This window comes from Amycolatopsis sp. NPDC050768 (genome assembly GCF_040654155.1).
In the GTDB taxonomy this organism is placed as follows: domain Bacteria; phylum Actinomycetota; class Actinomycetes; order Mycobacteriales; family Pseudonocardiaceae; genus Amycolatopsis.
This window is the reverse complement of the sequence record NZ_JBFAHL010000002.1, coordinates 305229-331422: the sequence shown is the minus strand read 5'-3', so window position 1 is coordinate 331422 and position 26194 is coordinate 305229. Positions and strand designations below refer to the sequence as shown.

At 70.0% G+C, this 26194-nt stretch carries 28 protein-coding genes and 1 pseudogene; 11 read left to right on the top strand and 18 right to left on the bottom strand.

Translation table 11 applies throughout. The features are described 5' to 3' along the window. Together AB0H62_RS08815 and AB0H62_RS08810 are read left to right on the top strand one after the other, a co-directional pair. Nucleotides 1–1380, top strand: coding sequence for an amidase (locus AB0H62_RS08815; protein ID WP_360585045.1), 1380 nt, complete (start codon nt 1–3; stop codon nt 1378–1380). A 26-nt stretch (nt 1381–1406) separates the two neighbouring features. Further along, entirely contained in the window at nt 1407–1592 is a 186-nt protein-coding gene (locus AB0H62_RS08810) for a hypothetical protein (protein ID WP_220242830.1), read from the top strand. Between the two features lie 51 nt (nt 1593–1643). Here AB0H62_RS08810 and AB0H62_RS08805 read toward each other — a convergent pair whose 3' ends face one another. The 3 genes from AB0H62_RS08805 to AB0H62_RS08795 all read right to left on the bottom strand — a co-directional run bounded on the left by AB0H62_RS08805 (nt 1644) and on the right by AB0H62_RS08795 (nt 5354). Then, nucleotides 1644–3092 carry an amino acid permease gene (locus tag AB0H62_RS08805; RefSeq protein WP_220242829.1) on the bottom strand — a complete coding sequence of 483 codons (1449 nt, stop codon included), beginning with the start codon at nt 3090–3092 and terminating at the stop codon, nt 1644–1646. 107 nt (nt 3093–3199) lie between these two features. Continuing rightward, nucleotides 3200–4228, bottom strand: a complete 1029-nt coding sequence (locus tag AB0H62_RS08800; RefSeq protein WP_360585042.1) for an alpha/beta hydrolase — start codon at nt 4226–4228, stop codon at nt 3200–3202. A gap of 160 nt (nt 4229–4388) precedes the next feature. After that, on the bottom strand, nt 4389–5354 hold the full coding sequence (locus AB0H62_RS08795) for a zinc-binding dehydrogenase (RefSeq protein ID WP_360585040.1): 966 nt from the start codon (nt 5352–5354) through the stop codon (nt 4389–4391). A 60-nt stretch (nt 5355–5414) separates the two neighbouring features. On the opposite strand from AB0H62_RS08795, the gene AB0H62_RS08790 reads away from it, so the two are divergent. The 3 genes from AB0H62_RS08790 to AB0H62_RS08780 are packed head-to-tail and all read left to right on the top strand — an operon-like array spanning nt 5415 to nt 6450. Further along, nucleotides 5415–5612, top strand: coding sequence for a hypothetical protein (locus AB0H62_RS08790; protein WP_220242826.1), 198 nt, complete (start codon nt 5415–5417; stop codon nt 5610–5612). A gap of 11 nt (nt 5613–5623) precedes the next feature. Then, the gene (locus tag AB0H62_RS08785; RefSeq protein WP_220242825.1) at nt 5624–6088 is read left to right on the top strand and encodes a ribonuclease domain-containing protein; all 465 of its coding nucleotides are present in this window, start codon (nt 5624–5626) and stop codon (nt 6086–6088) included. Next, complete coding sequence (locus AB0H62_RS08780; RefSeq protein ID WP_220242824.1) at nt 6085–6450, top strand: barstar family protein; 366 nt, start codon at nt 6085–6087, stop codon at nt 6448–6450. Before AB0H62_RS08785 ends, AB0H62_RS08780 begins: the two co-directional genes overlap by 4 nt. A 44-nt stretch (nt 6451–6494) precedes the next feature. Here AB0H62_RS08780 and AB0H62_RS08775 read toward each other — a convergent pair whose 3' ends face one another. The 9 genes and pseudogenes from AB0H62_RS08775 to AB0H62_RS08735 form a co-directional block, all read right to left on the bottom strand. After that, on the bottom strand, nt 6495–7277 hold the full coding sequence (locus AB0H62_RS08775) for an enoyl-CoA hydratase-related protein (protein ID WP_220242823.1): 783 nt from the start codon (nt 7275–7277) through the stop codon (nt 6495–6497). A 113-nt stretch (nt 7278–7390) separates the two neighbouring features. Continuing rightward, a pseudogene (locus AB0H62_RS08770) lies at nt 7391–7730 on the bottom strand (hypothetical protein). Between the two features lie 187 nt (nt 7731–7917). Beyond that, nucleotides 7918–8646 carry a sirohydrochlorin chelatase gene (locus tag AB0H62_RS08765; protein WP_360585037.1) on the bottom strand — a complete coding sequence of 243 codons (729 nt, stop codon included), beginning with the start codon at nt 8644–8646 and terminating at the stop codon, nt 7918–7920. Beyond that, nucleotides 8643–9905: a GTP-binding protein gene (locus AB0H62_RS08760; protein WP_360585035.1), complete on the bottom strand. Its 1263-nt coding sequence runs from the start codon at nt 9903–9905 to the stop codon at nt 8643–8645. Before AB0H62_RS08760 ends, AB0H62_RS08765 begins: the two co-directional genes overlap by 4 nt. Continuing rightward, nucleotides 9905–10813, bottom strand: coding sequence for a sulfate adenylyltransferase subunit CysD (cysD, locus tag AB0H62_RS08755; RefSeq protein WP_360585033.1), 909 nt, complete (start codon nt 10811–10813; stop codon nt 9905–9907). The genes AB0H62_RS08760 and cysD overlap by 1 nt, the downstream gene beginning before the upstream one ends. Nucleotides 10814–10833: 20 nt before the next feature. Further along, entirely contained in the window at nt 10834–11529 is a 696-nt protein-coding gene (locus AB0H62_RS08750) for a phosphoadenylyl-sulfate reductase (RefSeq protein WP_360585031.1), read from the bottom strand. Further along, on the bottom strand, nt 11526–11684 hold the full coding sequence (locus tag AB0H62_RS08745; protein WP_354874043.1) for an Insertion element protein: 159 nt from the start codon (nt 11682–11684) through the stop codon (nt 11526–11528). Before AB0H62_RS08745 ends, AB0H62_RS08750 begins: the two co-directional genes overlap by 4 nt. Then, nucleotides 11681–13372 (bottom strand): nitrite/sulfite reductase, encoded by a 1692-nt coding sequence (locus tag AB0H62_RS08740; RefSeq protein ID WP_220242817.1) that lies wholly within the window; start codon nt 13370–13372, stop codon nt 11681–11683. The genes AB0H62_RS08745 and AB0H62_RS08740 overlap by 4 nt, the downstream gene beginning before the upstream one ends. Nucleotides 13373–13499: 127 nt before the next feature. Next, on the bottom strand, nt 13500–13586 hold the full coding sequence (locus AB0H62_RS08735) for a putative leader peptide (protein ID WP_354874210.1): 87 nt from the start codon (nt 13584–13586) through the stop codon (nt 13500–13502). A gap of 269 nt (nt 13587–13855) precedes the next feature. Here AB0H62_RS08735 and hemW point away from each other — a divergent pair, with 269 nt between their 5' ends. Together hemW and AB0H62_RS08725 are read left to right on the top strand one after the other, a co-directional pair. Then, nucleotides 13856–15064 carry a radical SAM family heme chaperone HemW gene (hemW, locus tag AB0H62_RS08730; RefSeq protein WP_360585028.1) on the top strand — a complete coding sequence of 403 codons (1209 nt, stop codon included), beginning with the start codon at nt 13856–13858 and terminating at the stop codon, nt 15062–15064. A gap of 72 nt (nt 15065–15136) precedes the next feature. Further along, a complete protein-coding gene (locus AB0H62_RS08725; RefSeq protein ID WP_360585026.1) occupies nt 15137–16057 on the top strand; it encodes an NADP-dependent oxidoreductase in 921 nt (306 codons plus the stop codon). Here AB0H62_RS08725 and AB0H62_RS08720 read toward each other — a convergent pair. After that, nucleotides 16047–16754, bottom strand: coding sequence for a TetR/AcrR family transcriptional regulator (locus tag AB0H62_RS08720; RefSeq protein ID WP_360585024.1), 708 nt, complete (start codon nt 16752–16754; stop codon nt 16047–16049). The two genes, AB0H62_RS08725 and AB0H62_RS08720, sit on opposite strands and share 11 nt — an antisense overlap. A 96-nt stretch (nt 16755–16850) precedes the next feature. On the opposite strand from AB0H62_RS08720, the gene AB0H62_RS08715 reads away from it, so the two are divergent. The 4 genes from AB0H62_RS08715 (at nt 16851) to AB0H62_RS08700 (ending at nt 20635) form a co-directional block, all read left to right on the top strand. After that, complete coding sequence (locus AB0H62_RS08715) at nt 16851–17258, top strand: SgcJ/EcaC family oxidoreductase (protein WP_360585022.1); 408 nt, start codon at nt 16851–16853, stop codon at nt 17256–17258. A gap of 36 nt (nt 17259–17294) precedes the next feature. Continuing rightward, nucleotides 17295–18494, top strand: a complete 1200-nt coding sequence (locus AB0H62_RS08710) for an amidohydrolase family protein (protein ID WP_360585020.1) — start codon at nt 17295–17297, stop codon at nt 18492–18494. Between the two features lie 94 nt (nt 18495–18588). Then, nucleotides 18589–19404 (top strand): siderophore-interacting protein, encoded by an 816-nt coding sequence (locus tag AB0H62_RS08705; protein WP_220242811.1) that lies wholly within the window; start codon nt 18589–18591, stop codon nt 19402–19404. 10 nt (nt 19405–19414) lie between these two features. Then, complete coding sequence (locus AB0H62_RS08700; RefSeq protein ID WP_360585018.1) at nt 19415–20635, top strand: serine hydrolase domain-containing protein; 1221 nt, start codon at nt 19415–19417, stop codon at nt 20633–20635. 114 nt (nt 20636–20749) lie between these two features. Here AB0H62_RS08700 and AB0H62_RS08695 read toward each other — a convergent pair whose 3' ends face one another. The 5 genes from AB0H62_RS08695 to AB0H62_RS08675 are packed head-to-tail and all read right to left on the bottom strand — an operon-like array spanning nt 20750 to nt 26032. Then, entirely contained in the window at nt 20750–21265 is a 516-nt protein-coding gene (locus AB0H62_RS08695; protein ID WP_360585016.1) for a pyridoxamine 5'-phosphate oxidase family protein, read from the bottom strand. A gap of 38 nt (nt 21266–21303) precedes the next feature. After that, nucleotides 21304–22302 carry a TIGR03842 family LLM class F420-dependent oxidoreductase gene (locus AB0H62_RS08690; protein WP_220242808.1) on the bottom strand — a complete coding sequence of 333 codons (999 nt, stop codon included), beginning with the start codon at nt 22300–22302 and terminating at the stop codon, nt 21304–21306. 10 nt (nt 22303–22312) lie between these two features. Further along, a complete protein-coding gene (gene hydA, locus AB0H62_RS08685; protein WP_360585014.1) occupies nt 22313–23695 on the bottom strand; it encodes a dihydropyrimidinase in 1383 nt (460 codons plus the stop codon). Next, the gene (locus AB0H62_RS08680) at nt 23695–24537 is read right to left on the bottom strand and encodes a nitrilase-related carbon-nitrogen hydrolase (RefSeq protein ID WP_354874065.1); all 843 of its coding nucleotides are present in this window, start codon (nt 24535–24537) and stop codon (nt 23695–23697) included. The genes hydA and AB0H62_RS08680 overlap by 1 nt, the downstream gene beginning before the upstream one ends. Continuing rightward, nucleotides 24488–26032 (bottom strand): NCS1 family nucleobase:cation symporter-1, encoded by a 1545-nt coding sequence (locus AB0H62_RS08675; RefSeq protein ID WP_360585012.1) that lies wholly within the window; start codon nt 26030–26032, stop codon nt 24488–24490. Before AB0H62_RS08675 ends, AB0H62_RS08680 begins: the two co-directional genes overlap by 50 nt. Nucleotides 26033–26194 lie beyond the last annotated feature (162 nt).

Here is a 26194-nt window from a genome sequence, read left to right as displayed (position 1 = left end):
ATGTACCTGACCATCACCGAAGCCGCCGCCGCACTGCGCGCCGGAGAGACCACGTCGGTGGAGCTCACGACCGCGGCGTACGCGGCCGCCGACGCCCACGACGAGGCATTGGGCGTGTACCTGGCCCGATTCGACGAGACCGCCCTCGCGGCCGCCGCCAAGGCCGACGCGGAGCTGGCCGGCGGCGTCGACCGCGGCCCGTTGCACGGAATCCCGTTGGGGATCAAGGACATCATCGCCACCGAGGAGGGCGAGACCACCGCGCAGAGCCTCGTTCTCGACCGCGCGTGGGGCGCCGGCGGAGACGCCCCGGTCGTGGCGCGGCTGCGGGCCGCCGGGGCGATCGTCACCGGCAAGACCAGCACGATGGAGTACGCGATCGGCACCCCCGACCCCGACAAGCCGTTCCCGATCCCGCGCAACCCGTGGAACACCGAGCACTACCCCGGCGGCTCGAGCTCGGGCACCGGCAGCGGGGTGGCGGCCGGGCTGTTCCTCGGCGGCCTCGGCACCGACACCGGCGGCAGCATCCGGTACCCGGCGACCAGTTGCGGGATCACCGGGCTCAAGCAGACCTTCGGCCGGGTCCCGAAAGCCGGGTGCGTGCCCCTGGGCTACAGCTACGACCACATCGGACCGATGGCCCGCAGCGCCGAGGACTGCGCGCTCATGCTCGCCGTGCTCGCCGGTCACGACACCGGCGACGCGACGTCGGTCGACCGCCCGGTCGACGACTACACCGGCGGGCTCACCGGATCACTCGCCGGGCTGCGGATCGGCATCGACCGCCTGCTCGACCGCTCACCGCTCACCGCTCCGGAACTCGACCCGGCGCTGGACGCGGCCGTCGCCGAGCTCACCGCGGCCGGCGCCGAGGTCGTCGACGTGCGGCTGCCGCTGTACGACGAGCTCAAGACCGCCACGATGCTCGGGCTCTCGGCCGAGGCGTACGCCTACCACCAGCCGGACCTGCGCTCCCGCTGGACCGACTACGGCGCCGGCACCCGCATGGCGGTCGCCACGGGCGCCCTCATCAGCGCCGGCGACTACGTCCAGGCCCAGCGCGTCCGGCGTGTCGGCCAGCGCCAGGTCGCCGCTCTCTTCGCCGACGTGGACCTCATCCTCACGCCGACGAGCGCGTGCGGCGCCCCCGAGGTGGACAAGCTGACGCTCGACAAGATCGTCGACGCGCTCCACACGCCGTACTGGAACGCCCTCGGCAACCCCGCGATGTCCGTCCCCATGGGCTTCACCGCCGACGGGCTGCCGCTCGGCCTGCAGATCGTCGGCAAGCCGTTCGACGAGGCCACCGTGCTCGCGGCCGGATACGCCTACCAGCAGCGCACTTCCTGGCACCGCCAGGTTCCCCCGCTGTCGTGAACCCCGCACCAGGAAAGGACAATCCCGTGACACCCGATCCCGCCACCGTCGTCCCGGCCCTGCTCGCTGCCGCCGGATTGACCCCGTCGGCCGAGGAAACCGCCCTCATGATCGCCGACTTCCCCTCCCGCGCCGAAGCGATCGAGAAGCTCTACGAGGTGCCGGAGGCACGGTATGAGGAGCCGGGCCTGATCTTCCGCGCCGAGCCGTAGCCGCCCGCCACGCCCGGACCGTCGTCCGGGCGTGGCGAGTCTCCGTGCGCGTCAGTCCGAAATGGACTCACTCTCGCCGCGCGCCAGCACCGAATGCCGGCGGCTGTAACCGAAGTACACGCCCATGCCGATCACGAACCAGATCGCGAAGCGCAGCCACGTCTCCGGCTTCAGGAACGTGATCAGCCAGATCGAGAACACCACGCCGATGATCGGCACCACCGGCATGCCCGGCGTGCGGAACGTGCGCGGCAGGTCGGGGCGCTTGTACCGCAACACGATCACCGCGATACACACCACCACAAACGCCAGCAGAATGCCGATATTCGTCAACTCCGCGGCCTCGCCGATGGGCAGGAACCCGGCGATGATCGCCGACGCCACACCGAGGATCCACGTGGTGCGCGTGGGCACCTTGCGCACCGGGTGCGTCTTGCCGAACCACTTCGGCAGCAGGCCGTCGCGGCTCATGGAGTAGCCGACGCGCGTGGCGCCGAGCAGGAACGTGAACAGCACGGTGAGGATGCCGATGATGGCGCCGACCGCGATCACCGCGCCCAGCCAGCCCAGTCCCACCGATGCGAACGCGCTCGAGAACGCCGCCTCGGGGTCGATGTCCTTGAAGTTCACCATTCCGGTGAGCACGAGGCAGGCGAGCACGTACAGCACCATCGAGATCGCGAGCGAGTACAGGATCGCCTTCGGCATGTGCTTCTGCGAGTCCTTCGACTCCTCGGCCGCGGTCGACATGGCGTCGTAGCCGAAGACGGCGAAGAAGACCGTGGCCGCCCCCGTGAACGCGCCGCTGACACCGAAGGGGAAGAAGTTGCTGTAGTTGCCCGTCTTGATGTGGAAGGCGCCGACCACGATCACCAGCACCACGAGCGCGACCTTCAGGTACACCAGCAGCGTCTCGAACCGCGCCGCGTTTTTCATGCCCTGGTTGAGGATGAACGCGATGAGCAGACACAGCACCACGGCGAACAGGTTCACCACGTACGAACCGTGCGCCACGCCTTCGGGCTCGGTGCCCGGCGCGCCCGACATCCACTGCGGCAGCGAGACGTGCAGGAAGCCCAGCAGGTCGTTGAAGTAGCCGGAGATGCCGATGGCCACCACCGCCACGATCGCGGTGTACTCCAGCAGCAGGTCCCAGCCGATGAACCAGCCGACGATCTCGCCCAGTACCGCGTAGCCGTAGGTGTACGCCGAGCCGGCGCGCGGGATCAGCCCGGCGAACTCCGCGTACGAGAACGCCGCCGCCGCGCTCGCGATACCCGCGATGAGGAACGAGATCAGCACGGCGGGGCCGGCCGTCTGGTTGGCCACCGCGCCCGCCAGCGAGAAGATCCCGGCACCGATGATGCCGCCGACACCGATCGCCGTCAGCTGGCGCAGCCCCAGTGTGCGTTGCAGGCCGTCACCGCCGCTCTCGATCGTCTCGATCGGTTTGCGCCGGAAGATGCCGGACCCTGATCCCAGGCTGCGCGGAGCGGACATCGCTGTCTCCTCATACGTCGTGAACCGAGCCCGGGTCACGGGCTCTGGCAACGCACCGTACTAGGCCGTGTCCACTGTGTCACCGATGTTCCGACGCGGGCGGGATCTCAGCCCGCCGCCGTGTCCTCCGCGGCCTGCGAAGCGGCGCGGGCCGGGCGTTTCACGTCGCCGGAGCGGACGGCGCCGGCGGCGAAGAAGGTGAGGAGCTCGGCGATCTCGGGCGGGTCGTCCAGCTGGGGGCAGTGGCCCCAGTCTTCGCGGACGAGCAGGCGGCTGTGCGGCACGAGGGTGTGCAGGCGGCGTCCGGCGGCCGAGGACACGAGCTTGTCCTTGCCACAGGCCACGACCAGGAGCGGGACGTGCACGCGGTCGAGTTGGTAAGCGTCGGCGAGCTCGGTGACGAGCTGGCGCGCCTGCTCGAGGCGGGAGGTGGTGGCGCGGTAGTCGGGGAAGAGCGTGGTGAAGCGGCTTACCTGGCCGGCGTCGGCGGTGCCCGCGTCGGCATACAGCAGGCGGGGTACGACCTGCTCGGCGACCGCGCGGACCAGGAAGCCAGGCACGGGCAGGGGGAGCGCGGAGTACAGCCGCAGCGGCAACGGGTTGCGCGCGACGGTACGGACGAGCCACGAGTCGACGAAGCCGGGCGCGGCGATCGACACGACGCCGACGAGCGGCAGCCGGGGGTTCTGTGCCGCGCGCAGGCCGAGTGTGCCGCCGAGGGAGTTGCCGGCCAGCACCACGGGGCCGAGTACGGCCTGCTCGCGCACCACGGCGGCGGCGAACGCGTCGAGCTGGGGGAGCATGGGGCCCGGGCGCAGGGGCTGGGCGTCGCCGAAGCCGGGCAGGTCCACGGCGACGGCCGCGATGCCTGCGGAGGCGAGCTCGGCCAGCACGGGACGCCAGGTGTCGGCGCTGTCGCAGTAGCCGTGGAGAAGAACGAGCCGGGGTGCGCGGGGCTTCTCGGTGCCGCGCTTGCGCGACCGCTTGGGCGCCTCGGCTTCCACCACCGGCGGACCGACTTCGAGCACTCGCGTCCGCACTCCGGCGAAGCGCCGGAAGGTGACCCGGACGGGATCCGGTTCGCTGCTGGGCCGGCCGCCCCGGACAGCGGGTGCGGGCCGCTTCGATGCGGTCATGTCTACAGGTTAACCGTTCAAGGTCGAGTTCCGGTCGAACTTTGGGGGTAACAAGCCGATTGCGAACTCGGGGTGTTGACGGTTAACGGAATGCGGCGTACAAGCACCGGCCCGGGCTGATCCGTGACGGAAAAGCCCAGGCCGGAGGAGTTCTGTCGACTCAGCGGGTGAAGACGATCTTGCCCGCGGTCTCGCCGTCGAGCATCGCGCGGAAGCCTTCAGTGGCGTCTTTGAGGGGCAGTTCTGTGCCGATCCGGGGCTTGATCCCCTTGAGGTCGAGGTAGCTCAGCATGTCGGCCAGCTCGTCGCGCGTGCCCATGGTCGAGCCGGCGACGCGCAACTGCAGGAAGAACACGCGCTGCAGGTCCGCGGACGGGTCCGGGCCGCTCGTGGACCCCGACACCACCACGATGCCGCCCGGCTTGAGCGACTTCAGGGTGTGCGCCCACGTGGCCTTGCCCACGGTCTCGAACACCGCGTCGACGCGCTCGGGCAGCCGGGCGCCGGACTCGAACGTCTGGTGCGCGCCGACGCTCTCGGCCACCGCGCGCTTCTCCTCGCTGCGGCCGGTCACCCACACGCGGAAGCCCGCCGCGCGCCCGAGCGCGATGAGCGCCGTGGACACGCCGCCGGAGGCGCCCTGCACCAGCATCGTCTGGCCGGGGCGCAGGCCGGACTTCACGAACAGCATCCGATACGCGGTGAGCCAGGCCGTGCCCATCGTCGCCGCTTCGGGGAACGTGAGACCGGCCGGCTTGGGCACCGCGTTGCGCGCGGGCACCACGACCTGCTCGGCGAACGTGCCCTGGTGCTTCTCGGTCAGCAGGGTGCGTTTCGGGTCGAGCGTGTCGTCGCCTTGCCACCCCGGCGCGTTGACGACGGAGTGGAGGACGACCTCGGTGCCGTCGTCGAGCGTGCCGGCACCGTCGCAGCCCAGGATCATCGGGAACTGGTCGGGCTTGATGCCGACGCCGCGCAGCGTCCACAGGTCGTGCATGTTGAGGCTGGCGGCCTTGACGTGCACCCGGACCCAGCCTTCGGGCACCTCGGGCTCGGGCCGCTCGCCGGCGACGAGAGAGTCGAGCGGGGCCTCGGCGTTGGGTTCCTTCGCGTATACGGCGAACATGGCAGCAACCTACCGCCCCTGGGCGCGCCGACGCAGCCTGGCGCGCGTAGGCTCACACTCGTGTTCAACGGGCTGGCCGACTGGTGGGACGGGGTCGAGCTGTGGCTCGCCCAGGCTTGGTTCCCCGTCCAGTTCGTGCTGGTCATGGTCGTGCTGGTACCGCTGTGCCTGCTCTTCGCGTGGGTCATCGACAAGCTCGTGGGCCGCTTCGCCCGCTGGTTCGGCCCGGCCCGCGACGACGACAACCCGCCCTCTTAGGCTCACTCCCCATGGTCAACCGTAGGCGGATCACCGCCGCACTCGTCGGTCTCCTCGTGCTGGTGCTCGCGGGCTGGCTCGTGAAGGAGAACGTCGGGGACTCGTCCTCGTCGGCCCCCGCCACGCCGAGCACCTCCGCCCCGGCCGGCGCTTCGGGCGTCGCCGCGAAGCTGCCCGGCGGCGACTCCGGGTTGCCGGTGAAACCGTTGTCCGGCTTGCCCTCGCAGGCACGCGACACGTGGAAGCTGATCGAGGCGGGCGGGCCGTACCCCTATCCGCGCAACGACGACGTCGTGTTCGAGAATCGTGAGAAAGTGCTGCCGCGGAAGCAATCGGGTTACTACCACGAGTTCACGGTGACCACGCCGAAGAGCCCCGACCGCGGCCCGCGCCGCCTGGTCACGGGGCAGGCCAAGGAACTGTTCTACACCGACGACCATTACGCGTCCTTCGTCGTCGTGGACCCGAGCCGGTGACGCCGGCCGACGAGGCGAAGGCCGCCGCGGACGAGGCCTTCGCGCGGGGCGCGTATCCCCACCTGGTCAACGGCGGCACGGTGGACAAGGCCTCCACGCTCGACGCGATCGCGAAGGCGATGTCCTTTCCGGACTACTTCGGCCGCAACCTCGACGCGTTGTACGACATGCTCACGGACCTGTCGTGGCTGCCCGCGGGTGAGCACGTGCTGATCTGGAGCGGCTCGGAAGCCTTGCGCCAGGCCGAACCGAAGAACTACCTGGCGATCCGCAGCGTGCTGTCCGACGCTCAGCGGGCGCTCGGCCCGGCGGACGGCAAAGCGGGTTCCTGGCAGCTGACGGTCGTTCTGGCCAACTCGTAACGTCTCGATCCCCGCCGGGGGAACGGGGATCGAGACGCTCCTGCTCAGGCTGTGTGGTCTTCGGGGACCCAGTTCGGCTTGCGCTTCTGGGCGAAGGCGAGGATGCCTTCTTGGCCTTCCTCGCTGGCGAAGAACCCGGCGGACAGCTCGTTCATCGCGGCGAAGCCTTCCGACGGCGTGGCCGGACGTGGCTTGCTCAGCAGGGTTTTGGTCGCTGCCAACGCCTTCGGGCCGCCGAGCGTCAGCGACTTCAGGTACCGCTCCACGGTCTCGTCGAGCTCGGTGGAGGGCACTGCGGCGTTGAGCAAGCCGATCTCCACGGCCCGCTGCGCGTCGAACACGTCGCCGGTGAGGAACAGTTCGTGCGCGGCGCGGGGGTTCAGTCGCGGCAGCACCGTCAACGAGATCACGGCCGGGATCACGCCGATGCGGACCTCGGAGAACGCGAACGTCGCCTCGGGTACCGCGACCGCGATGTCGCACGCGGCGACCATGCCGATGCCGCCGGCGCGGGCGGGGCCGGCCAGGCGCGCGACCACGGGCTTCGGGCTGGTCCAGAGCTGCTCGAGGATCTTCGGGAACTCGTTCACGCCCTGGTCACCGGCCCCGGCGCCGCGGGCCTCCTTGAGGTCCATGCCGGCGCAAAAGACCGGGCCGGTGTGCGTCAGGAGCACCACCCGCACGGCGTCGTCGGCGACGGCCTTGTCCAGCGAACCGGAGAGCTCGCGGCGCAGCTGCGCGGACAGGGCGTTGCGGTTGTGAGGGGAGTCGAGGGTGATCGTGGCGGTGCCGCCCACCACGTCGTAGTGCACCAGTTCGTCAACCATGGCACCACAATCGCACACGGGCCGGAGAAGGGGCCTGTGACGTGCGTCGGGGCCGCCGCGATGGGGGCGGCCCCCGACAGTGTTCGACCTCCGGCGCGTCAACCTCCGGCGGGTCAGCCGATCGTGGTGGTCGTGAAGATCGGGCTAGGCGACGGGAAACACGCGGTCGGCGCCGAGATGTCGATCAGCTGGTTGACCACGGCGGTGAAGGTGAGGCCAGGGTCTCGCCGCCGGGTCGACCACGACGTCGAGTGCACCACCGGGGGCGACGGTCGCGGGCGCCGTCACGTCGGCGTCCTGGGTGAGGCTGACCTGCTGCGGGCCGACGATCGGCGCGTCGGCCTGACAGTCGAACGAGACGGTGGTGGCAGCCAAGGCGGGGACGGCGAAACCGAGCACGCCGACGGCGGCGAGCGCGGCCACGGGAACGATCTTGCGCAGGGCTGACTTCATGTGCTCCACCTTTTTCCGGTGCGAGGACGGGGGAAGTCGCGCGACGCTTAGATAGTTACCGGCGAGTCACGTAGCTCGTCAAGAATTTCCCGTTCCCATGCGCGGACGGTGAAGATCTGGCAACCAGTGCCACCCAAAACGCGTATCGGATTCATCTTTATACGCTGACCTGCGCAGGAGCGTGCTACTAAAGCGGAATCCGGGTCACGACGTCCGCGTAGCTGTGCAGCACGGCGGCGGCCACGCGCGGGTCGGTGCCCAGCGGTTCGGCGACGAACACGGCGCGGTCGGCCTCGCGGGCGTGCACCGCGATGCGGTCCGGCAGCAAGCCGGGCGCGAGGAACCACGACGCGACGGCGATCCGTCGCACGCCCCGCGCCCGCAGCCGCGCCACGGCGGCGGGCACGGCGGGCTGCGCCGCGCTCGCGAACGCCTCGGTGACCGGCAGCCCCAGTTCGCCTTCCCAGCGGGCGGCCAGATCGGCGACGGCCGCGTTGGCTCCGGCGTTCGACGAACCGACGGCGCTCACCACGACCCCGTCGCCGGGGCCCAGACCGGCTCCGGACAGCCGGTCGAGCGCGACGCGTTCCAGTACCGGGTCGACGCCCAGGACGTCGGACACGCGCACGTCGAACCCCGGGCACTCCGCGCGGACCTCGGCCACGAGCGCGGGCAGGTCCACGCGTGCGTGGAACGCGCTGCCGAGCAGGAGCGGCACCACGACGGCGGCGCGGTGCCCCTGTGTGTAGAGGCGCCGCAGGACGTCGGTGACCCGCGGTTCCGAGAGGTCCAGGAAGGACTCGTAGACCTCGATCCCCGGCGCCTGCGCGCGCACGCGCTCCACGAGCCCCCGCACGGTCGCGGCCGAGCGGGGGTCGCGGCTGCCGTGCGCGACGGGGACGAGAGGAGCTGTCACGGGAACCGTTCGCCGATCAGCCCGGCGGCGAGCGTGTCGCCGTCCTTCGGGTCGATGACGAGGAACGCGCCGGTGCGGGGGCTGTCGGTGTAGTCGTCCACGCCCAGCGGTTCGGCCAGACGCAGCTCCACTCGGCCGATGTCGTTGAGGTCCAACGAGTCCGGATCGTCCACACTGGACAATGTCTGCTCGTCGAAGCGAGCGGTGAGCTCGGTGACGATCGCCTGGACCGTGCGCGTGCCGTGCTTCACGAGCACGCGCGCGCCCGGCTTGAGCTGCTTCGACGAGAGCCAGCACAGTGTCGCAGTGAGCTCGTCGGTGACGCGGGGCTGACGGTCGGCCGTGGCGATGAGGTCGCCGCGGGAGATGTCGAGGTCGTCGGCCAGCAGCAGCGTCACAGACGTGCCGGCGCCCGCCTCGTCCAGCGGCCCGTCGGCGGTGTCGATGCGCTCGACCGTGCTGCGCAACCCGGCGGGCAGCACCACGATCTCGTCGCCCGGGCGGATGGTGCCGGCGGCGATCTGCCCGGCGTAGCCGCGGTAGTCGAGGTGCTCGGGCGTGCGCGGCCGGATCACGTACTGCACCGGGAAGCGGAACGCCGCCTCGTGCGGGTCCGGCGCGGCGGGCACTGTTTCCAAGTGCTCCAACAAGGTGGGGCCGTCGTACCACGGGGTGCGCTCGGACGTGGTGGCGACATTGTCGCCTTCCAGTGCGGAGACGGGGATCGTGACGACGGTGCCGTGGTCGTAGCCCAGAGATTCGGCGTGGGCGGCGAATTCCTTGGCGATGACGGAGAAGGTCTCCTCGTCGTAGTCGACGAGGTCGATCTTGTTCACCGCCAACACCAGCCGCGGCACTCCCAGCAACGCGAGCACCGCTGCGTGGCGGCGGGTCTGTTCCACGACGCCCTTGCGCGCGTCCACCAGCAGCACCGCCAGCTGTGCGGTCGAGGCACCGGTGACGGTGTTGCGCGTGTACTGCACATGCCCCGGGGTGTCGGCCAGCACGAACGAGCGCCGCGGGGTGGCGAAGTAGCGGTAGGCGACGTCGATGGTGATGCCCTGCTCACGCTCGGAACGCAGGCCGTCCACAAGCAGGGACAGGTCCGGAGTGGACAGTCCCTTGTCCACGGACGCGCGGGTGACGGCGTCGAGCTGGTCGGCCAGCACCGACTTCGTGTCGTACAACAGCCGCCCGACCAGGGTGGACTTGCCGTCGTCGACGCTGCCCGCCGTGGCGAGCCTCAGCAGCGAACTCATCAGAAGTAGCCTTCCCGCTTGCGGTCTTCCATGGCCGCTTCCGACATCCGGTCATCCGCCCGGGTCGCACCGCGCTCGGTCAGCCGCGACGCGGACACCTCGGCGATCACCTCGGCCACCGTGACCGCGGTCGACTCGATCGCACCCGTGCACGAGCCGTCGCCCACGGTGCGGTAGCGCACGGACAGCTCCCGAACCTGTTCGTCGGCCCGGGGTCCGCCCCAGGGGCCTTCGGCCAGCCACATGCCGTCGCGCTGGTAGACCTCGCGCTGGTGGGCGTAGTAGATCGACGGCAGTTCGACCTTCTCCCGCGCGATGTAGTTCCACACGTCGGCTTCGGTCCAGTTGGACAGCGGGAAGACGCGGACCTGTTCACCGGGGCGGTGCCGGCCGTTGTAGAGGTTCCACAGCTCCGGGCGCTGCCGGCGCGGCTCCCACTGCCCGAAGGAGTTGCGGAGACTGAAGATCCGTTCCTTCGCACGCGCCCGTTCCTCGTCACGGCGGCCGCCGCCGAACACCGCGTCGAACTTGTTCGCCGCGATCGTGTCCAGCAACGGAGTCGTCTGCAGCGGGTTGCGCAGGCCGTCGGCGCGCTCTTCGAGGCGGCCGTCGTCGATCCACTCCTGCACCTTGGCCACCACCAGGCGCAGGCCGTACTTCTCGACGACGCGGTCGCGGAACTCGATCACCTCGTCGAAGTTGTGCCCGGTGTCCACGTGCAGCAACGGAAACGGCACCGGCGCCGGCCAGAAGGCTTTGATCGCCAGGTGCAGCAGCAGCGTCGAGTCCTTGCCGCCGGAAAAGAGGATCACGGGCCGGTCGAACTCACCCGCTACTTCGCGGAAGATGTGGATGGCTTCGGATTCCAGCGCGACCAGGTTGTCGACTGCGGGTTCCAGGGTGGTCATCGGTCCTTCTGTGTTCGCCATCAGCCGTGCAGTCCGCACTCGGTCTTCGACTGGCCGGCCCAGCGGCCGCTGCGCGGGTCCTGCCCGGCCTCGACCTTCGCCGTGCACGGCGCGCAGCCGATGGACAGATAACCCACCGACACCAACGGGTTCTCGAGCACGCCGTGGTCGCGGATGTAGCCGTTGAACTCGTCGTCGGTCCACGCGGCGAGCGGGTTGACCTTCACCAGGCCGTTGCGCTCGTCCCAGGTGACGATCGGGGTGTTCGCGCGCGTCGGCGCGTCCACGCGGCGCACGCCGGTGACCCACGCCGAGTACTTCGCCAGCGTGTCGCGCAGCGGCACGACCTTGCGCAGGAAACAGCACTGGGTGGCGTCGCGCTCGAAGAGGTTCTTGCCGTACTCGGCGTCCTGCTCGGCCACGCTCTGCTCGGCCTGCGCGTTGACGATCGTCACGTCGGGGTAGACGGTCTGCACGGCGTCGCGCGTGCCGATCGTTTCCGGGAAGTGGTACCCGGTCTCGAGGAACAAAACGTCCACATCGGACTTGACCTGGGTGGCCAGGTCGATGAGCACGGCGTCCTGCATGTTCGACGCGACGATGAAGTCGTCGCCGAACTGCTCGACCGTCCAGCGCAGGGCTTCGGTCGCCGTGGCCTGGGCCAGCTCTTTCTCCGCGCGTTCGGCCAGGGTCCGGTAGTCAGCTGTGGCCGTCATCCGAGCGTCTCCTCCGGTAGGGACAGTCCGTGGAACTTCACCGAGAACCCGCGCCGGCACGCACCGCAGAGCCAGCCGCCGTCTTCGGCGGGGCGCAGGTCCTCGTCACCGCAGAACGGGCAATAGTAGGGCACCGCTCGTTCCGTCGAGGTCACTGCAGCAGGCTCTCGTCGGCACGCCCGACCCACTGCGCGAAACGCTCGCCGGGCTCACGCCCGTCGAGGTAGGCGCGGACCACGCGCTCGACGTAGTCGACCAGCTCGTCGGCGACGACCTTGTGCCCGCGCAGCTTGCGGCCGAACCCGGCGTCGAGGCCGAGACCGCCGCCGAGGTGCACCTGGAACCCCTCGACCTGGCGGCCGTCGGCGTCGGTGACGATCTGGCCCTTGAGCCCGATGTCGGCGGTCTGGATGCGGGCGCACGAGTTGGGGCAGCCGTTGAGGTGCACGCTGACGGGGTTCTCCAGATCGCCCTGGACGTCGGCGAGGCGCTTCTCGAGGTCGGTGACCAGCGCCAGTGCGCGGGCCTTCGTCTCGACGATCGCGAGCTTGCAGAACTCCAGCCCGGTGCACGCCATCACGCTGCGCCGCCACGGCGAGGGCTTGGTGTGCAGGCCCAGCTCCTTCAGCTCCGTCTCCAGGCCCGGGACCTCGGCCTCGGGGACGTCGAGGACCACGAGCTTCTGCTGCGGCGTCAGGCGCACGCGCTGGGACCCCGCGCGTTCGGCGGCCTTGGCCACGGCCAGCAGCGTCTCGCCGTTCACACGGCCCGCGACGGGCGCGGCGCCGACGTAGAACTTGCCGTCGACCTGCTTGTGCACGCCGACGTGGTCGATCGGGGCGGACGGCACCTCCGGTGCGGGGCCGTCGAGCAGCGGGCGCTTGAGGTACTTCTCCTCCAGGACCTCGCGGAACTTCGCGGCGCCCCAGTCCTTGACCAGGAACTTGATGCGGGCACGCGAGCGCAGGCGGCGGTAGCCGTAGTCGCGGAAGACGCTGATCACGCCTTCCCACACGTCCGGCACCTCGTCGCGCGGCACCCAGGCACCGAGGCGCTGGCCGATCATCGGGTTGGTGGACAGGCCGCCGCCGACCCAGACGTCGAAGCCCGGGCCGTGCTCGGGGTGGTTCACGCCGACGAACGCGACGTCGTGGATCTCGTGCGCCACGTCCTGCTGACCCGACACGGCGGTCTTGAACTTGCGCGGCAGGTTCGCGTACTGCGGGTCGCCGATGTAGCGGCGCTTGATCTCCTCGATGGCGGGGGTGCCGTCGATGATCTCGTCGGCCGCGATCCCGGCGACGGGCGAGCCCAGGATCACGCGCGGGCTGTCGCCGCACGCCTCCATGGTGGTCATGCCCGCGTTCTCGAGCTTCTGCCAGATCGTGGGGACGTCCTCGATCCGGATCCAGTGGTACTGGATGTTCTGCCGGTCGGTGATGTCGGCGGTGCCGCGCGCGTGCGTCTGCGAGATCTCCGCCAGCACGGCGAGCTGCTGCGTGGTGAGCAGGCCGCCGTCGAGGCGCACGCGCATCATGAAGTAGCGGGCGTCCAGTTCTTCGGGCTCGAGCGTGGCCGTGCGGCCGCCGTCGATGCCTTCCTTGCGCTGGGTGTAGAGGCCGAACCAGCGGAAGCGGCCGCGCAGGTCACCCGGGTCGATCGAGTCGAAGCCGCCGTGGGCGTAGATGTTCTCGATGCGCGCTCGGGCGTTGAGCGGGTTGTCGTCTTTCTTCGACCGCTCGTTGGGGTTCAGCGGCTCTCGGTAGCCGAGCGCCCACTGTCCCTCGCCGCGCTTCTGCCGCGGCCGGCTCTTCGCGGGGGTTTCGCGCGTGGGTGAGGCCATGAGGAGTCCTCCGGTTAGTGGCTCCGGACGCCGTTCCGGTTGTGCCGCTTCGTGGCGGGCAACGGGGATCGCGGCGGGTCCGGCGCCTGCGGTCCAGATGTGGTGGGCTGGGGTCGGGCGTCGGGAGTCAGCGGGCAGGCCGGCAGAGCGCGCTCGCGACCCGCAGAAGGTCGACGTGGCGGCGCGCCACGAGAAGGACACCGGCAGGACTCACCGGCCCAGATAACCACGCCTTCAGAACGTGGTTCAAACGCGTCCGGATGGTGGGAGGGCCCTGTCGGGGGGCTTGCGTGTCGGTCGCCGGTGTGGGTGAGCGGGCTCGCTGCCTGCGGTTTTGTGGCACGGCGTGGATGCTCTGGGCGGCCGCTCGGCCGGGGTTCGGGCCGGGTGAGGTGCCGGTGTGGTTCGTTCGGCCGCCGAACTTCCGCCCGGGTGGCCCAGGGCCGGGCGAACACCGGCGAAGCGCGAGGGACAATGGACGTCGTGCCTGACGTAGCCGAACTGCCTGCCGAGACCGGATTGCCCGAAAGCGCCCTGGAGGGGCTGGGGCGGCGGCCGTTCGGCGTCTACGTGCACGTGCCGTTCTGCGCGACGCGCTGCGGGTACTGCGACTTCAACACCTACACCGCCGGTGAGCTGGGGTCCGCGGCGTCGCCGAAGTCGTGGCTCGACGGGTTGCGCAGCGAGCTGGACCTGGCCGCGCGGGTGCTGGGGGAGCCGCCGGCGGCCGACACGGTGTTCGTGGGCGGGGGCACGCCGTCGTTGCTGGGGGCCGACGGGCTGTCGGAGGTGCTGGACGTCGTGCGCGGCGCGTTCGGGCTGGCGCCGGGCGCCGAGGTGACGACCGAGTCCAACCCCGAGTCGACCTCGCCGGAGTTCTTCGAGCGCATCCGGGCGGCCGGGTACACGCGGGTGTCGCTGGGGATGCAGTCGGCCGCGAAGCACGTGCTGCAGGTGCTCGATCGCGTGCACACGCCCGGCCGGCCCGTGGACGCCGCGCGCGAGGCCCGGGCCGCCGGGTTCGAGCACGTGAACCTCGACGTGATCTACGGCACGCCCGGCGAGCGTCCGGAGGACCTGCGGGCCTCGCTCGACGCCGTGCTGTCCGCGGGCGTGGACCACGTGTCGGCGTACGCGCTGATCGTGGAGGAGGGCACCGCGCTCGCCCGCCGCGTGCGCCGCGGCGAGCTGCCCGCACCCGACGACGACGTGCTCGCCACCGACTACGAGATGATCGACTCCGTGCTCTCGGCCGCCGGCCTGCGCTGGTACGAGGTGTCCAACTGGGCCACGGACGACGCGGCCCGCTGCCGGCACAACCTCGGCTACTGGCAGGGCGGCGACTGGTGGGGCGCGGGCCCCGGCGCGCACAGCCACGTGGGCGGCGTCCGCTGGTGGAACGTCAAGCACCCGGCCAAGTACGCGTCGCTGCTGGCCGAGGGAAACAGCCCGGAAGCCGGCCGTGAACTGCTCACCGAATCCGACCGCCACCTCGAACGCATCATGCTCGAACTCCGTGTCGCGGAAGGACTCGCGCTCGACGCGCTCGACGCCGCGGGCATCGCCGAAGCCCGTGCCGCGGCGGCGGAAGGACTCCTGGAACCGTCCGTTCTGGACAGTCGCGGCCGCGCCGTGCTGACGGACCGCGGGCGGCTGCTCGCCGACGGTGTGGTCCGGCGCCTGGCCGGCTGAATTTTCGCTCAGCGGGCATAAACCCGGCGGATGGTTCGTTGGTCGAAGTATCGACGAGCGAGGGAGTCGCGCATGCCGCAGGCGGTCAGGTACAGCGAACACGGCGGGATCGACGTCCTGCGGGTGGAAGAAGTCGCGCGTCCGGTGCCCGGCCCCGGCCAGGTGCTCGTGGAGGTCAGAGCCGCCGGGATCAACCCCGGTGAAGCCGCCATCCGAGAAGGCGTGTTCGCACAGCAGTTCCCCTCGACGTTCCCGTCCGGGCAGGGCAGCGACCTCGCCGGCGTGGTCGCCGAGCTGGGTGCGGACGTCGAAGAGATCCAGGTCGGCGACGAGGTCATCGGCTTCGTGCACACGCGCGCCAGCCAGGCCGAGTTCGTGCTGGTAGACGCCGAAAATCTGACGCCGAAGCCCAGCGGCGTGTCGTGGGAAGCGGCGGGCGGGCTGTTCGTCGCCGGCACCACCGCGTACGCCGCTGTGCGCGCGACCGGCCTGCACGAGGACGACACCCTCGTGGTGTCCGGTGCCGCGGGCGGCGTCGGCTCCCTGGTCGTGCAGCTGGCGAAGCTCACCGGCGCGACCGTGGTCGGGATCGCGAGCGAGGCCAACCACGCGTGGCTGAAGGAGCAGGACGTGCTCCCGGTGGCCTACGGCGAGGGCCTCGAAGAGCGGATCCGCGAGGTCGCCGAGGGCAAGGTGGACGCGTTCATCGACACCTACGGCGACGGGTACGTCGAGCTGGCGCTGCGCCTGGGTGTCTACACGGGACGGATCGACACCGTCATCGACTTCGCCGCCGCGCAGAAGTACAACGTGAAGACCGACGGCAACATGGCCGCCGCGAGCGCCGAGGTCATGCGCGACCTCGCCGCGCTGGTGGACAAGGGCCTGCTCGAGGTGCCGGTCGCGGCCACGTACCCGCTGGCGCGGGTGCAGGACGCCTACCGCGAGCTGGAGCAGCGCCACACGCGCGGCAAGATCGTGCTCAAGCCCTGACGAGGCTCTGCAGTCCGCCCACGAACATCGCGAGCGCGAATTCGAAGCGGTCCTTGCTCGTCTCGCCGGTGAAGAACTGCCCGGACTGCAACAGGTTCGGGAACGCACCGGCCGGCAGGGACCGCATGTAGTCGGCCATCTGACGGCCGCGTTCGGCGACTTCCGCCTCGTCGTAGTCGCCGAACGTCCAGCTGCTCGCCTCGTAGGCGTAGGCCTTGGCGTACAAGCTCAACGCGTCGCCCGCGTACACCGCCTGCTTCAGATCCAGGCCCCCGGCGCGCAGGATCGCGAGCATCGCCTCGCCCTGGCGCAGCGAGTTGGGCGTGACGGGCACCGGCGTGTTCCACGCGACCTTGGCGATGCCCGGGTAGGCCACCATCGCGCGGACCTGCTGCCGCACCTGCTCTTTCACCTGCTCGGTCCAGTTTTTCGGATCCGGTTCCGGCACGGGCACGTCGCCGAGGACCGCGTCGAGCATGAGCTCGTCGAGCTCCTCCTTGTTGGCCACGTGTGCGTAGAGCGACGCGGGTCCGGTCTCCAGCTGCTGCGCGATCCGTCGCATCGACACGGCTTCGAAGCCCTCGGCGGCGAGCATCTGCAGCGCCGTCTTCACCACCAGATCCCGTGACAGCACCGGCTTTTCGGCGCGCCGGCGCGGGCTCGGGCTACGGCGCCACGGCGGGGGCGGGACGGTCATGGACAGCAGCCTAGACGAATCGGGCCTTGACTCGAACGCTGTTCGTCGATAGAACGGTGTTCGTTATAACGAACGCCGTTCGACAAGGGGCTCACCATGACCGACCGAGAAGAAGTCCTCGCCGTGCTCAGCCGTCTCGCCGACGCGTGGAACAGCGGCGACGCCGCCGCGTACGCGAGCCTGTTCACCGAGGACGCCGACTACGTGACGTTCTTCGGGATGCAGCTGCCCGGCCGGGAGCTGATCGAGAGCTCGCACCGCGCGTTGTTCGAGGGGCCGCTGCGGGGTTCGACAATCGGGGGACCCGGCGACGCGTCGGTGCGCTTCCCGCGCGAGGACGTCGCGATCGTCGTGTCCGGCGGCGGTTCGGCCCTCGACGGGGGCGACGCCGTGGCCCAGGGGCGCGAGAGCACGGTGACGTTCGTGCTGGTCCGCTCGGAAGCGGGCTGGTTGATCACGGCGTTCCAGAACACCCGGGTGAGCGATCCGCGCGCGGCGGCGTGACGCGTTTCGCCGGACGGCCGCGCTACGGTCTTGCCCGTGTTGATCCGTGATGTCCGACCCTGGGGCGGCGAGCGCAGCGACGTCGAGCTGACCGGCGACCGGATCTCGGCGGTCCGCCCGCACGACCCGGCGCCGGCACCCGGTGCCGTCGAGGGCCGGGGCCGGCTGCTGTTCCCATCGTTCAGCGACGTCCACGTGCACCTGGATTCGACGCGGATCGGCCTACCGTTCCGTCCCCACACCGGCGGCCCCGGCGTGTGGGCGATGATGACGAACGACCGCGAGAACTGGCGGTCGGCGGAGGTGCCGCTGCCGGACGGGGTGGCGGGCACGCTGGAGCGGATGATCGTGCACGGCACCACGCGGGTCCGCAGCTACGCCCAGGTCGACGTCGACTGCGGGCTCGAGAAGCTCGACGCCGTGCTGGCCGCGAAGGAGAAGTTCGCGGACCAGGCCGAAGTGCACGTGATGGCGTTCGCCCAGGCGGGGATCCTCCGCGAACCGGGCACGCTGGACGTCCTGGACGCGGCCCTACGATCCGGCGCGACCGTGATCGGCGGCATCGACCCGTGCACGCTGGACCGCGACCCGAAGGGACACCTGGACGCGGTGTTCGGCCTGGCAGAGAAGCACCAGGTCGAAGTGGACATCCACCTGCACGAGCCGGGCCACCTCGGCCTGTTCTCGACGGACCTGGTGCTCGAGCGCGTCCGGGCGCTGGACCTGCGCGGCAAGGTCACGATGTCGCACGCGTACGACCTGGGCTCGATTTCCGAGTCGGTGAGCCGCCGGGTGATCGACGACTTCGCCGAGCTGGACGTCGCGATGACCACCGTGGCCCCGTCTTCCGCCGGACAGCTTTCCTTGCTGGACCTCGTTTCCGCCGGCGTGCGGATCGGTCTGGGGGAGGACGGGCAGCGTGACTACTGGAGCCCGTACGGCAACTGCGACCTGCTGGACCGGACCTGGCAGCTGGCGTTCACGCGCGGATTCCGCCGGGACGACCACGTCGAGCTGGCCTTGGCCGTGGCGACAATGGGCGGGGCGTCGATCATGAGCCACGACGTGTCCCGCCTGGCCGGGGTGTCGGACCGCCCGGGGCTCGCGGCGGGCGACAGGGCGGACCTCGTCCTGGTGGACGGGGAGACGCCGACGAGCGCGGTGATGGACCGCGGCCGGGACCGGACGGTGCTGCACGACGGCGTGGTGGTGGCCGAGGGGCTCGCCGTTCTGTGACCTGCGGCGTGACCAGTGCCGCTGGTCGGGACCGGGGACGGGCGCGTACGGTGGGAGCAAGATTAGGTAAGCCTTAGTGATTGGGTGGTGTCCGATGGCCGATGCTCCGGCGCGCAAGGGGAACCCGGGCGTGCGCTTGTCGGTTCTGCGCAAGGAGAACCTGACCCCGCACATGATCCGGATCGTGGCCGGGGGCGAAGGCCTGCGCGATTTCCAGCCCAACGCGTTCACCGACGCGTATGTGAAGGTGATCTTCAAGGTGCCGGGCGTCGAGTACCCGGAGCCGTTCGACCTGCAGCGCATCCGCGCGGAGCTGCCGCGTGAGCAGTGCCCGCGGATGCGCTCGTACACCGTGCGGTCCTACGACGCAGCGGCCGGCGAGCTCGTGCTCGACTTCGTGGTGCACGGCGACGAGGGGCTGGCCGGCCCGTGGGCGATGCGGGCACAGCCGGGCGACGAGCTGCTGCTCTCGGGCCCCGGTGGCGTGTACGCGCCGCGCGCCGACGCGGGCTGGCACCTGCTCGTGGGCGACGAGGCCGCGTTGCCGGCCATCGCCGCGTCGCTGGAGGTCATGCCGGCCGGCGCCCGGGCGCACGTCTTCCTGCTCGTGTCCGACGCTTCGGAGGAGCAGCCGCTGGTGACGAAGGCCGACGCGCAGATCACGTGGCTGCACCGGTCGTCCGGTGCGGACCTCGCGGCCGCCGTGAAGGCGCTGCCGTGGCCGGCGAAGGACGTGCACGCGTTCGTCCACGGCGAGGCCGGGTTCGTCCGCGAGTTGCGGCGCTACCTGTTCGCCGATCGCGGCGTGCCGAAGGAGTCGGTGTCGATCTCCGGGTACTGGCGCGAAGGCAAGAACGACGAGGCGTGGCGCGAGGAGAAGGCGGCCGAGCGGGCGCGCGAAAGGGCGTAATGTCGCCGGCATGAACCTGGAGACCGACCCGTCTTCGGCGGGGTTCGACGCTGACCGTCTGAAGCGGATCGACCGGCTGTTCGACGCCTATGTGGACGACGGGCGGCTGCCCGGTTACCTCGCGGTGGTGAGCAGGCACGGGCGCATCGTCCACGTCGCTTCCCACGGCAAGCGGGACGTCGAATCGGGCGCACCCGTGGAGCACGACACCCTCTGGCGCATCTTCTCGATGACCAAGCCGATCACCTCGGTGGCGGCGATGACGTTCGTCGAGGAAGGCGCCATCGACCTCAACGACCCGATTTCCCGCTGGCTGCCGGAGTTCGCGGCGCCGCAGGTGTACGTGAAGGGCTCGGCGCTGAGCCCGATGACGGTGCCGGCGACCGAGCCCATTCGCCTGTGGCACCTGCTCACCCACACCAGCGGCCTGACCTACGGCTTCCACCACACACACCCCATCGACGCGATCTACCGCGCCGCCGGCTTCGAATGGGGCACCCCGCCCGGTCTGGACCTGGCCGCCGCGACCCGCGCCCTGGCCGAGTTCCCGCTCGTCTTCCAGCCGGGCAGCGAATGGAACTACTCAGTGTCCACGGACGTCCTCGGCCGCCTCGTGGAGGTGCTCGCGGGCAAGCCCTTGGACGAGGTCTTCGCGGAGCGGATCTTCGGGCCCCTGGGCATGACGGACACGGGCTTCTCCACCAAGGACACGGACCGGCTGGCGGCTCTGTATGTCGCGCATCCGCGGACCAAGATGCCCACCCGGAACGAGGCTTTCGGCTCCATCGGCGTTGCGCGCCCGGACTCGTTCTCGGGTGGCGGCGGCCTCGTGTCGACTGCCGCCGACTACCACCGCTTCACCCAGATGCTGCTGCGCGGCGGCGCTTTGGACGGTGCGCGGATCCTGGGGCCGCGGACGGTGTCGATGATGGCGAGCAACCACCTGCCAGGCCACGTCGACCTGGAGTCCTACGGTCGGCCGCTGTTCGCGGAGATGCCGTTCGACGGCTTCGGGTTCGGCCTGGGCTTCTCGGTGCTGGAGGACCCGGTGAAGGCGAAGACCCTGTCGAGCGCCGGCGAGTACGCGTGGGGCGGGGCCGCGTCGACCGCGTTCTGGGTGGATCCGGACGAGGATCTGACGGTGGCGTTCTACACGCAGCTGCTGCCGTCGAGCACACATCCGATTCGGCAGCAGTTGCGGCAGTTGGTGTATCAAGCGCTGGTCGACTGACCGGCGTTTTTTGACCGCCGCCGGGCCTCGACCTGGTTCACGCTCCCCGCGCCGGTTCGCGACTTGCCGGCGGGCCGCTTCGGCGCCCCGCCGGCAAACCGTGCGTTGGCTGGGTCACTGGGCGAAATCCCACCGCGTTGCGCCATGAGGTTCGGCCGTGGCGACGCACACGGCGGTGCGCAGGTCCAGACGGTAGACGTACCAAGGCGGCGGACCCGCGCTCGGCGCGCTGTACGGCGCGGTGAAGGTGTCCCCGTCCGCGGTGACCGGCCAGCCGTTGGCGTGGTAGACGGCGGCGAGGTGGGCGACGGTGGTGGCGTCGGTAACGCGGCCGGCGAAGCCTTCCAACGTCAAGTCGATGCCCTGCAAGCGGACGCCCACACTGCAGGCCGCACGGGATGCCACGAGACGCGACTTCAAGGTGCCCGGACCGCTGGTGAAGTACAGGGCGTCGGAGTCCCAGATGGCGCCCACGCCGGCCGTGTGGGGGCGGCCGTCGGGGCGGACGGTGGTGAGGAAGAAGGTCAGGTCAGCGCTCGGCGAAGGGATGAGGGCGTCGCGGGCGCGGCTCCAGGGGAGTTCGGCGTGGCCGTAGATGTCCAGGTTTCGGGTGCGTTTGGGTTCAGTCATGTCAACGCGTCGAACGGCGACACCGAGAATCGACAGCCCTAAGCCGTGAGCTCGCCGACGACCTGTCCGCCGTACGCGGCGAGCGTTTTCTCGCGTTCGTCGTGCATCAGGTAAAGGGCGAACTGGTTCACGCCCAGCTCCGCGAGCTCCTGCAGGCGCGCGATGTGCGCGGGGGCGGGCCCGAGCAGGCAGAACCGGTCGACGATCTCGTCCGGCACGAAGTCGGTGGACGGGTTGCCGGCGCGGCCGTGGTGGCTGTAGTCGTAGCCGGTGCGGGCGCGGATGTAGTCGGTGAGCTCGTGTGGCACCGGGCCGGAATCGCCGTAGCGCGCGACGAGGTCCGCGACGTGGTTGCCGACCATGCCGCCGAACCAGCGCAGCTGCTCGCGCTGGTGGGCGAGGTCTTCGCCGACGTACGCGGGCGCGGCCACGCAGATCGTGATGCCACCCGGGTCGCGCCCGGCGGCGCGCGCGGCCTCACGCACCGCGCCGATCGTCCAGCGTGCGATGGCCGGGTCGGCGCACTGCAGGATGAAGCCGTCGGCGTGCTCGCCCACGGTCTTCAGCGCCTTCGGCCCGTACCCGGCCATCCACATCTCCAGCCGCCCGTTGCGGATCCACGGGATGCGCACGGCCGTGTCGTTCATGGTGACCTCGCGCCCCTCGGCGAGGTCGCGCACCACGCGCATGCAGTCGCGCACCGTGGCCAAAGTGGACGGTGGGTTGCCGACGACCCGGTGCGCCGAGTCGCCGCGGCCGATGCCGCACACCGTGCGGTTGCCGTACATGTCGTTGAGCGTGGCGAAGGTCGACGCCATCACCGACCAGTCGCGCGTGGCCGGCGAGGTGACCATCGGCCCCACCACCAGCGACGACGTCTCCGCCAGGATCCGCGAGTAGATCACGAACGGTTCCTGCCACAGCACGCACGAGTCGAACGTCCAGCCGTACCGGAACCCCTGGTCCTCCGCGGCCTTCATCAGCCGCACGACGTCCGACGCCGGCGGGTCCGTCTGCAGCACGATCCCGAAATCCAAGGCGCACTCCCTAACGAAGGTACTGATTCAGCCCACGGGACAAGAACTGACCGTGCCCGGCAGAGCCACTGAAGCCCGAAGGCGACACCACGACCCGGCCCCGCGACAGGACAGTGTGGACCTTCCCGGTCAGGCAAAACCCTTCGTACGCCGAGTAATCCACGTTCATGTGGTGCGTCGAAGCCGACAACGTCTGCGTCGCCGCGGGATCGTAGACCACGATGTCCGCATCGGACCCGGCCGCGATCACGCCCTTGCGCGGGTACAGCCCGAACATCCGCGCCGGCGTCGCCGAGCACGTCTCGACCCAGCGGCCCAGCGTGATCTCGCCCGCGACCACGCCCTGGTGCAGCAGGTCCATCCGGTGCTCGACGCCCGGCATCCCGTTGGGGATGGCGCGGAAGTCGTCGCGGCCGAGCTCCTTCTGGTCCTTGAAGCAGAACGGGCAGTGGTCCGTGGACACCACCGACAGGTCGTTGGTCCGCAGCCCGCGCCACAGGTCCGCCTGGTGCGACTTGTCCCGCAACGGCGGCGACGCCACGAACTTCGCGCCCTCGAAGCCCGGCCGCGCCAGGTCCTCGATGGACAGGTACAGGTACTGCGGGCACGTCTCGGCGAACACGTTCTGCCCGTCGCTGCGCGCCTCCGCCACGGCCGCGAGCGCTTGCGACGCCGAGAGGTGCACGATGTAGAGCGGCGCGCCCGTCACGGCCGCGAGCGTGATCGCCCGCGACGTCGCCTCGGCCTCCAGCTGCGGCGGCCGCGTGAGGCCGTGCTGCAACGGGTCGACGTTGCCCGCCGCCACCGCCTGCGCGGCCAGCTGGTCGATCGCGATGCCGTTCTCCGCGTGCATCATGATCGTCGCGCCGACCTCACGCGCTTGCTGCATCGCGAGCAGGATCTCGCCGTCGGTCGAGTAGAACACGCCGGGGTAGGCCATGAACATCTTGAACGAACCGACGCCCGCGTCCACACAGGACCGCATTTCCTTCAGCGTGGAGTCGTTCACGTCCGACATGATCATGTGGAACCCGTAGTCGATCGCGCAGTTGCCGTCGGCCTTCGAGTGCCACTTGTCCAGTGTGGACTGCAACGACGTGCCCTTGGCCTGCACGGCGAAGTCGATGATCGTGGTCGTCCCGCCCCACGCCGCGGCGGTGGTGCCGGTCTCGAACGTGTCCACCGAGTGCGTGCCGCCGAACGGCATCTCCATGTGCGTGTGCGCGTCGATCCCGCCGGGCAGCACGTACTTTCCGGTGGCGTCGATCGTCTCGTCGGCGCTGAGCACGCCGGGCGCGGCGACGGCGGCGATGCGCTCGCCGTCCACCAGCACGTCGGCGAGCACGGCGCCCGACGGTGAGACGACCTGGCCCCCCTGGATAAGCGTGGTCATCAGGCCTCCGTCAGGGGTCCGTAGCTGTCCGGGCGGCGGTCGCGGTAGAACGCCCACAGGTCGCGCACCTCGGCGAGGCGGCCCATGTCGAGGTCGCGCACCACGATCTCCTCCTCGGTGTCCGACGCGGGGTCGCCCACGAGCTGCCCGCGCGGGTCCGCGAAGTACGACTGGCCGTAGAAGTCGTTGTCGCCCAAGGGTTCCACGCCGACGCGGTTGATCGTGCCCACGAAGTACTCGTTCGCCACCGCGGCCGCCGGCTGCTCCAGGCGCCACAGGTACTCAGACAGGCCGCGGCTGGTCGCCGACGGGTTGAACACGATCTTCGCCCCCGCCAGGCCCAGCGCGCGCCAGCCCTCGGGGAAGTGGCGCTCGTAGCAGATGTAGACGCCGATGCGGCCCACTGCCGTGTCGAACACCGGGTAGCCCATGTTCCCGGGCCGGAAGTAGAACTTCTCCCAGAACCCCTTCACCTGCGGGATGTGGTTCTTGCGGTGCTTGCCCAGGTACTTGCCGTCCGCGTCGATCACCGCCGCGGTGTTGTAGTAGACGCCCGGCTGCTCCTGCTCGTACATCGGCACCACCAGCACCACACCGTGGCGCTCGGCCACTTCCTGCATGAGCTTCGTGGTCGGCCCGTCGGGGATGCCCTCGGTGTAGGAGTAGTAGTCGGCGTCCTGGATCTGGCAGAAGTACGGGCCGTAGAACAGCTCCTGCAGGCACACGACCTGGGCGCCCTGCGAGGCCGCCTTGCCGATGGCGTCGACGGCGTTCGCGATCATCGAGTCCTTGTCACCCGTCCACCGCTGCTGGATCAATCCGGCTCGAACCAGGTCGCTCACTTGTCTCCTCCTTCTTCTTCAGGGGCAGGGCGAGCAGCACGTACACGAGGAATGCGCTGGCGAAGCCGATCGCCCAGTTGTAGTCGTAGAGCGGTTTGAGGAACGGGATGAGACCGTCCGCGGGGAACGGTCCGCCGTAGGCTCCGCCGACGGCGAGCACCGCGCCCACCAGCGTCGCGACGAGGGCACGCCAGTTCCAGCCGCCGCGGAACCAGTAGATCCCGTCGCGGGTGTAGAGGTCGCGCAGCCGAAGCCGTGTCCGGTTGATCACCCAGTAGCCGGCCACGAGCACACCGGCGACGGCGCCGAGCAGGCCGCCGTAGAACCCGAGCCACGCGAAGATGTAGATGCTCGGGTCGGAGTAGAGCCGCCACGGCTGGATCGCGATGCCCAGGATGCCTGTGATCAGGCCGCCGATCGCGAAGGTGATGCGCTTCGGGAAGGCGTTGGAGAAGTCGTAGGACGGGCTCACGACGTTGGCCGCCAGGTTCGCCGAGATCGTGGCCAGCACCAGTGCCACCAGCGCCACGACCACCACGACCGGGCTCGCGAAGCGGTCGGCGAGCTGCGCGGGGTCCCAGATGTCCTCGCCGTAGAGCACGTGGCCGCCCGACGTCGTGAGAATCGCGACGATCGCGATGAACGTCATCGTGGTCGGCAGGCCCAGGATCTGCCCGCGCACCTGCTTGCGCTGGCTGCCGCCGAAGCGCGTGAAGTCCGGCATGTTGAGCGAGAGGGTGGACCAGAACGCGATCATCGCCATGAGCGACGGCGCGAACACCTTCCAGAAGTCCCTGCCCCAGCCGAGCTTGCCCCCGTCTTCGAGGATCGGGCCCAGACCACCGGCCTTGACGAGCACGTAGCCGAGCAGGATGAGGAACCCGACCGACACGAGCGGGGCCGTCCAGTTCTCGAACTTGCGCACCGCATCCATGCCGCGCCAGATGATCAGTATCTGCACGATCCAGAACACGGCGAAGCTCAGCCACAGCGTCCAGTGCTGGCCCCACACCACCGTCGCGTCGCGCCAGCCGGAGCCGGCGAGGCGCCCGATGATCACGTAGATCGCCTCGCCGCCCACCCATGTCTGGATGCCGAACCAGCCGCACGCGATGAACGCGCGCAGCAGCGCGGCCAGGTTCGCGCCGCGCAGGCCGTAGAACGCGCGGGCGAACACCGGGAACGGGATGCCGTACTTCGTGCCGGCGTGGCTGTTGAGCAGCATCGGCGCGAGCACCACGATATTGCCGATGGTGATCGTGATGAGCGCCTGGACCCAGTTCATGCCGAGCGCGATGAGCGACGCGGCCAGGGCGTAGCTGGGGATGTTGTGCGCCATCCCCATCCAGAGCGCGAAGTAGTTGTACGTGGTCCAGGTGCGTTTGGCGACGGGGACGGGGGCCAGTTCCTCGTTGAAGAACCGGCTGCCCGCGAGGGACCGCACATCGGCGAGTTCCACGCGGCCGTCGGCGTGTTCGCGTGTCGTCGGCTCCATTGCGGAATCGTGCGCGCCGGTCGAGGGCGGGTGGCAGAGGCAGACTGTTCACTCTTCGCGTGCGCTCGGCGCAGACTGTCGATTGCGTTTCGCTGCCCGGCAGTGCATGACGTGCGTCACAATCTGCTCGTATCTTCGGTGCAAAGTGACCGAAACACGACG

Excerpts from the sequence above, each read along its gene's own strand:
- AB0H62_RS08705 (WP_220242811.1), top strand. The coding sequence starts at position 18,589 with ATGGCCGATGCTCCGGCGCGCAAGGGGAACCCGGGCGTGCGCTTGTCG.
- AB0H62_RS08695 (WP_360585016.1), bottom strand. The coding sequence starts at position 21,265 with ATGACTGAACCCAAACGCACCCGAAACCTGGACATCTACGGCCACGCC.
- hydA (WP_360585014.1), bottom strand. The coding sequence starts at position 23,695 with ATGACCACGCTTATCCAGGGGGGCCAGGTCGTCTCACCGTCGGGCGCC.
- AB0H62_RS08775 (WP_220242823.1), bottom strand. The coding sequence starts at position 7,277 with ATGGTTGACGAACTGGTGCACTACGACGTGGTGGGCGGCACCGCCACG.
- AB0H62_RS08805 (WP_220242829.1), bottom strand. The coding sequence starts at position 3,092 with ATGTCCGCTCCGCGCAGCCTGGGATCAGGGTCCGGCATCTTCCGGCGC.
- AB0H62_RS08720 (WP_360585024.1), bottom strand. The coding sequence starts at position 16,754 with ATGACCGTCCCGCCCCCGCCGTGGCGCCGTAGCCCGAGCCCGCGCCGG.
- AB0H62_RS08715 (WP_360585022.1), top strand. The coding sequence starts at position 16,851 with ATGACCGACCGAGAAGAAGTCCTCGCCGTGCTCAGCCGTCTCGCCGAC.
- AB0H62_RS08800 (WP_360585042.1), bottom strand. The coding sequence starts at position 4,228 with ATGACCGCATCGAAGCGGCCCGCACCCGCTGTCCGGGGCGGCCGGCCC.
- cysD (WP_360585033.1), bottom strand. The coding sequence starts at position 10,813 with ATGACCACCCTGGAACCCGCAGTCGACAACCTGGTCGCGCTGGAATCC.
- AB0H62_RS08785 (WP_220242825.1), top strand. The coding sequence starts at position 5,624 with ATGGTCAACCGTAGGCGGATCACCGCCGCACTCGTCGGTCTCCTCGTG.
- AB0H62_RS08815 (WP_360585045.1), top strand. The coding sequence starts at position 1 with ATGTACCTGACCATCACCGAAGCCGCCGCCGCACTGCGCGCCGGAGAG.
- AB0H62_RS08725 (WP_360585026.1), top strand. The coding sequence starts at position 15,137 with ATGCCGCAGGCGGTCAGGTACAGCGAACACGGCGGGATCGACGTCCTG.
- AB0H62_RS08675 (WP_360585012.1), bottom strand. The coding sequence starts at position 26,032 with ATGGAGCCGACGACACGCGAACACGCCGACGGCCGCGTGGAACTCGCC.
- AB0H62_RS08750 (WP_360585031.1), bottom strand. The coding sequence starts at position 11,529 with ATGACGGCCACAGCTGACTACCGGACCCTGGCCGAACGCGCGGAGAAA.
- AB0H62_RS08700 (WP_360585018.1), top strand. The coding sequence starts at position 19,415 with ATGAACCTGGAGACCGACCCGTCTTCGGCGGGGTTCGACGCTGACCGT.
- AB0H62_RS08795 (WP_360585040.1), bottom strand. The coding sequence starts at position 5,354 with ATGTTCGCCGTATACGCGAAGGAACCCAACGCCGAGGCCCCGCTCGAC.
- AB0H62_RS08760 (WP_360585035.1), bottom strand. The coding sequence starts at position 9,905 with ATGAGTTCGCTGCTGAGGCTCGCCACGGCGGGCAGCGTCGACGACGGC.
- AB0H62_RS08740 (WP_220242817.1), bottom strand. The coding sequence starts at position 13,372 with ATGGCCTCACCCACGCGCGAAACCCCCGCGAAGAGCCGGCCGCGGCAG.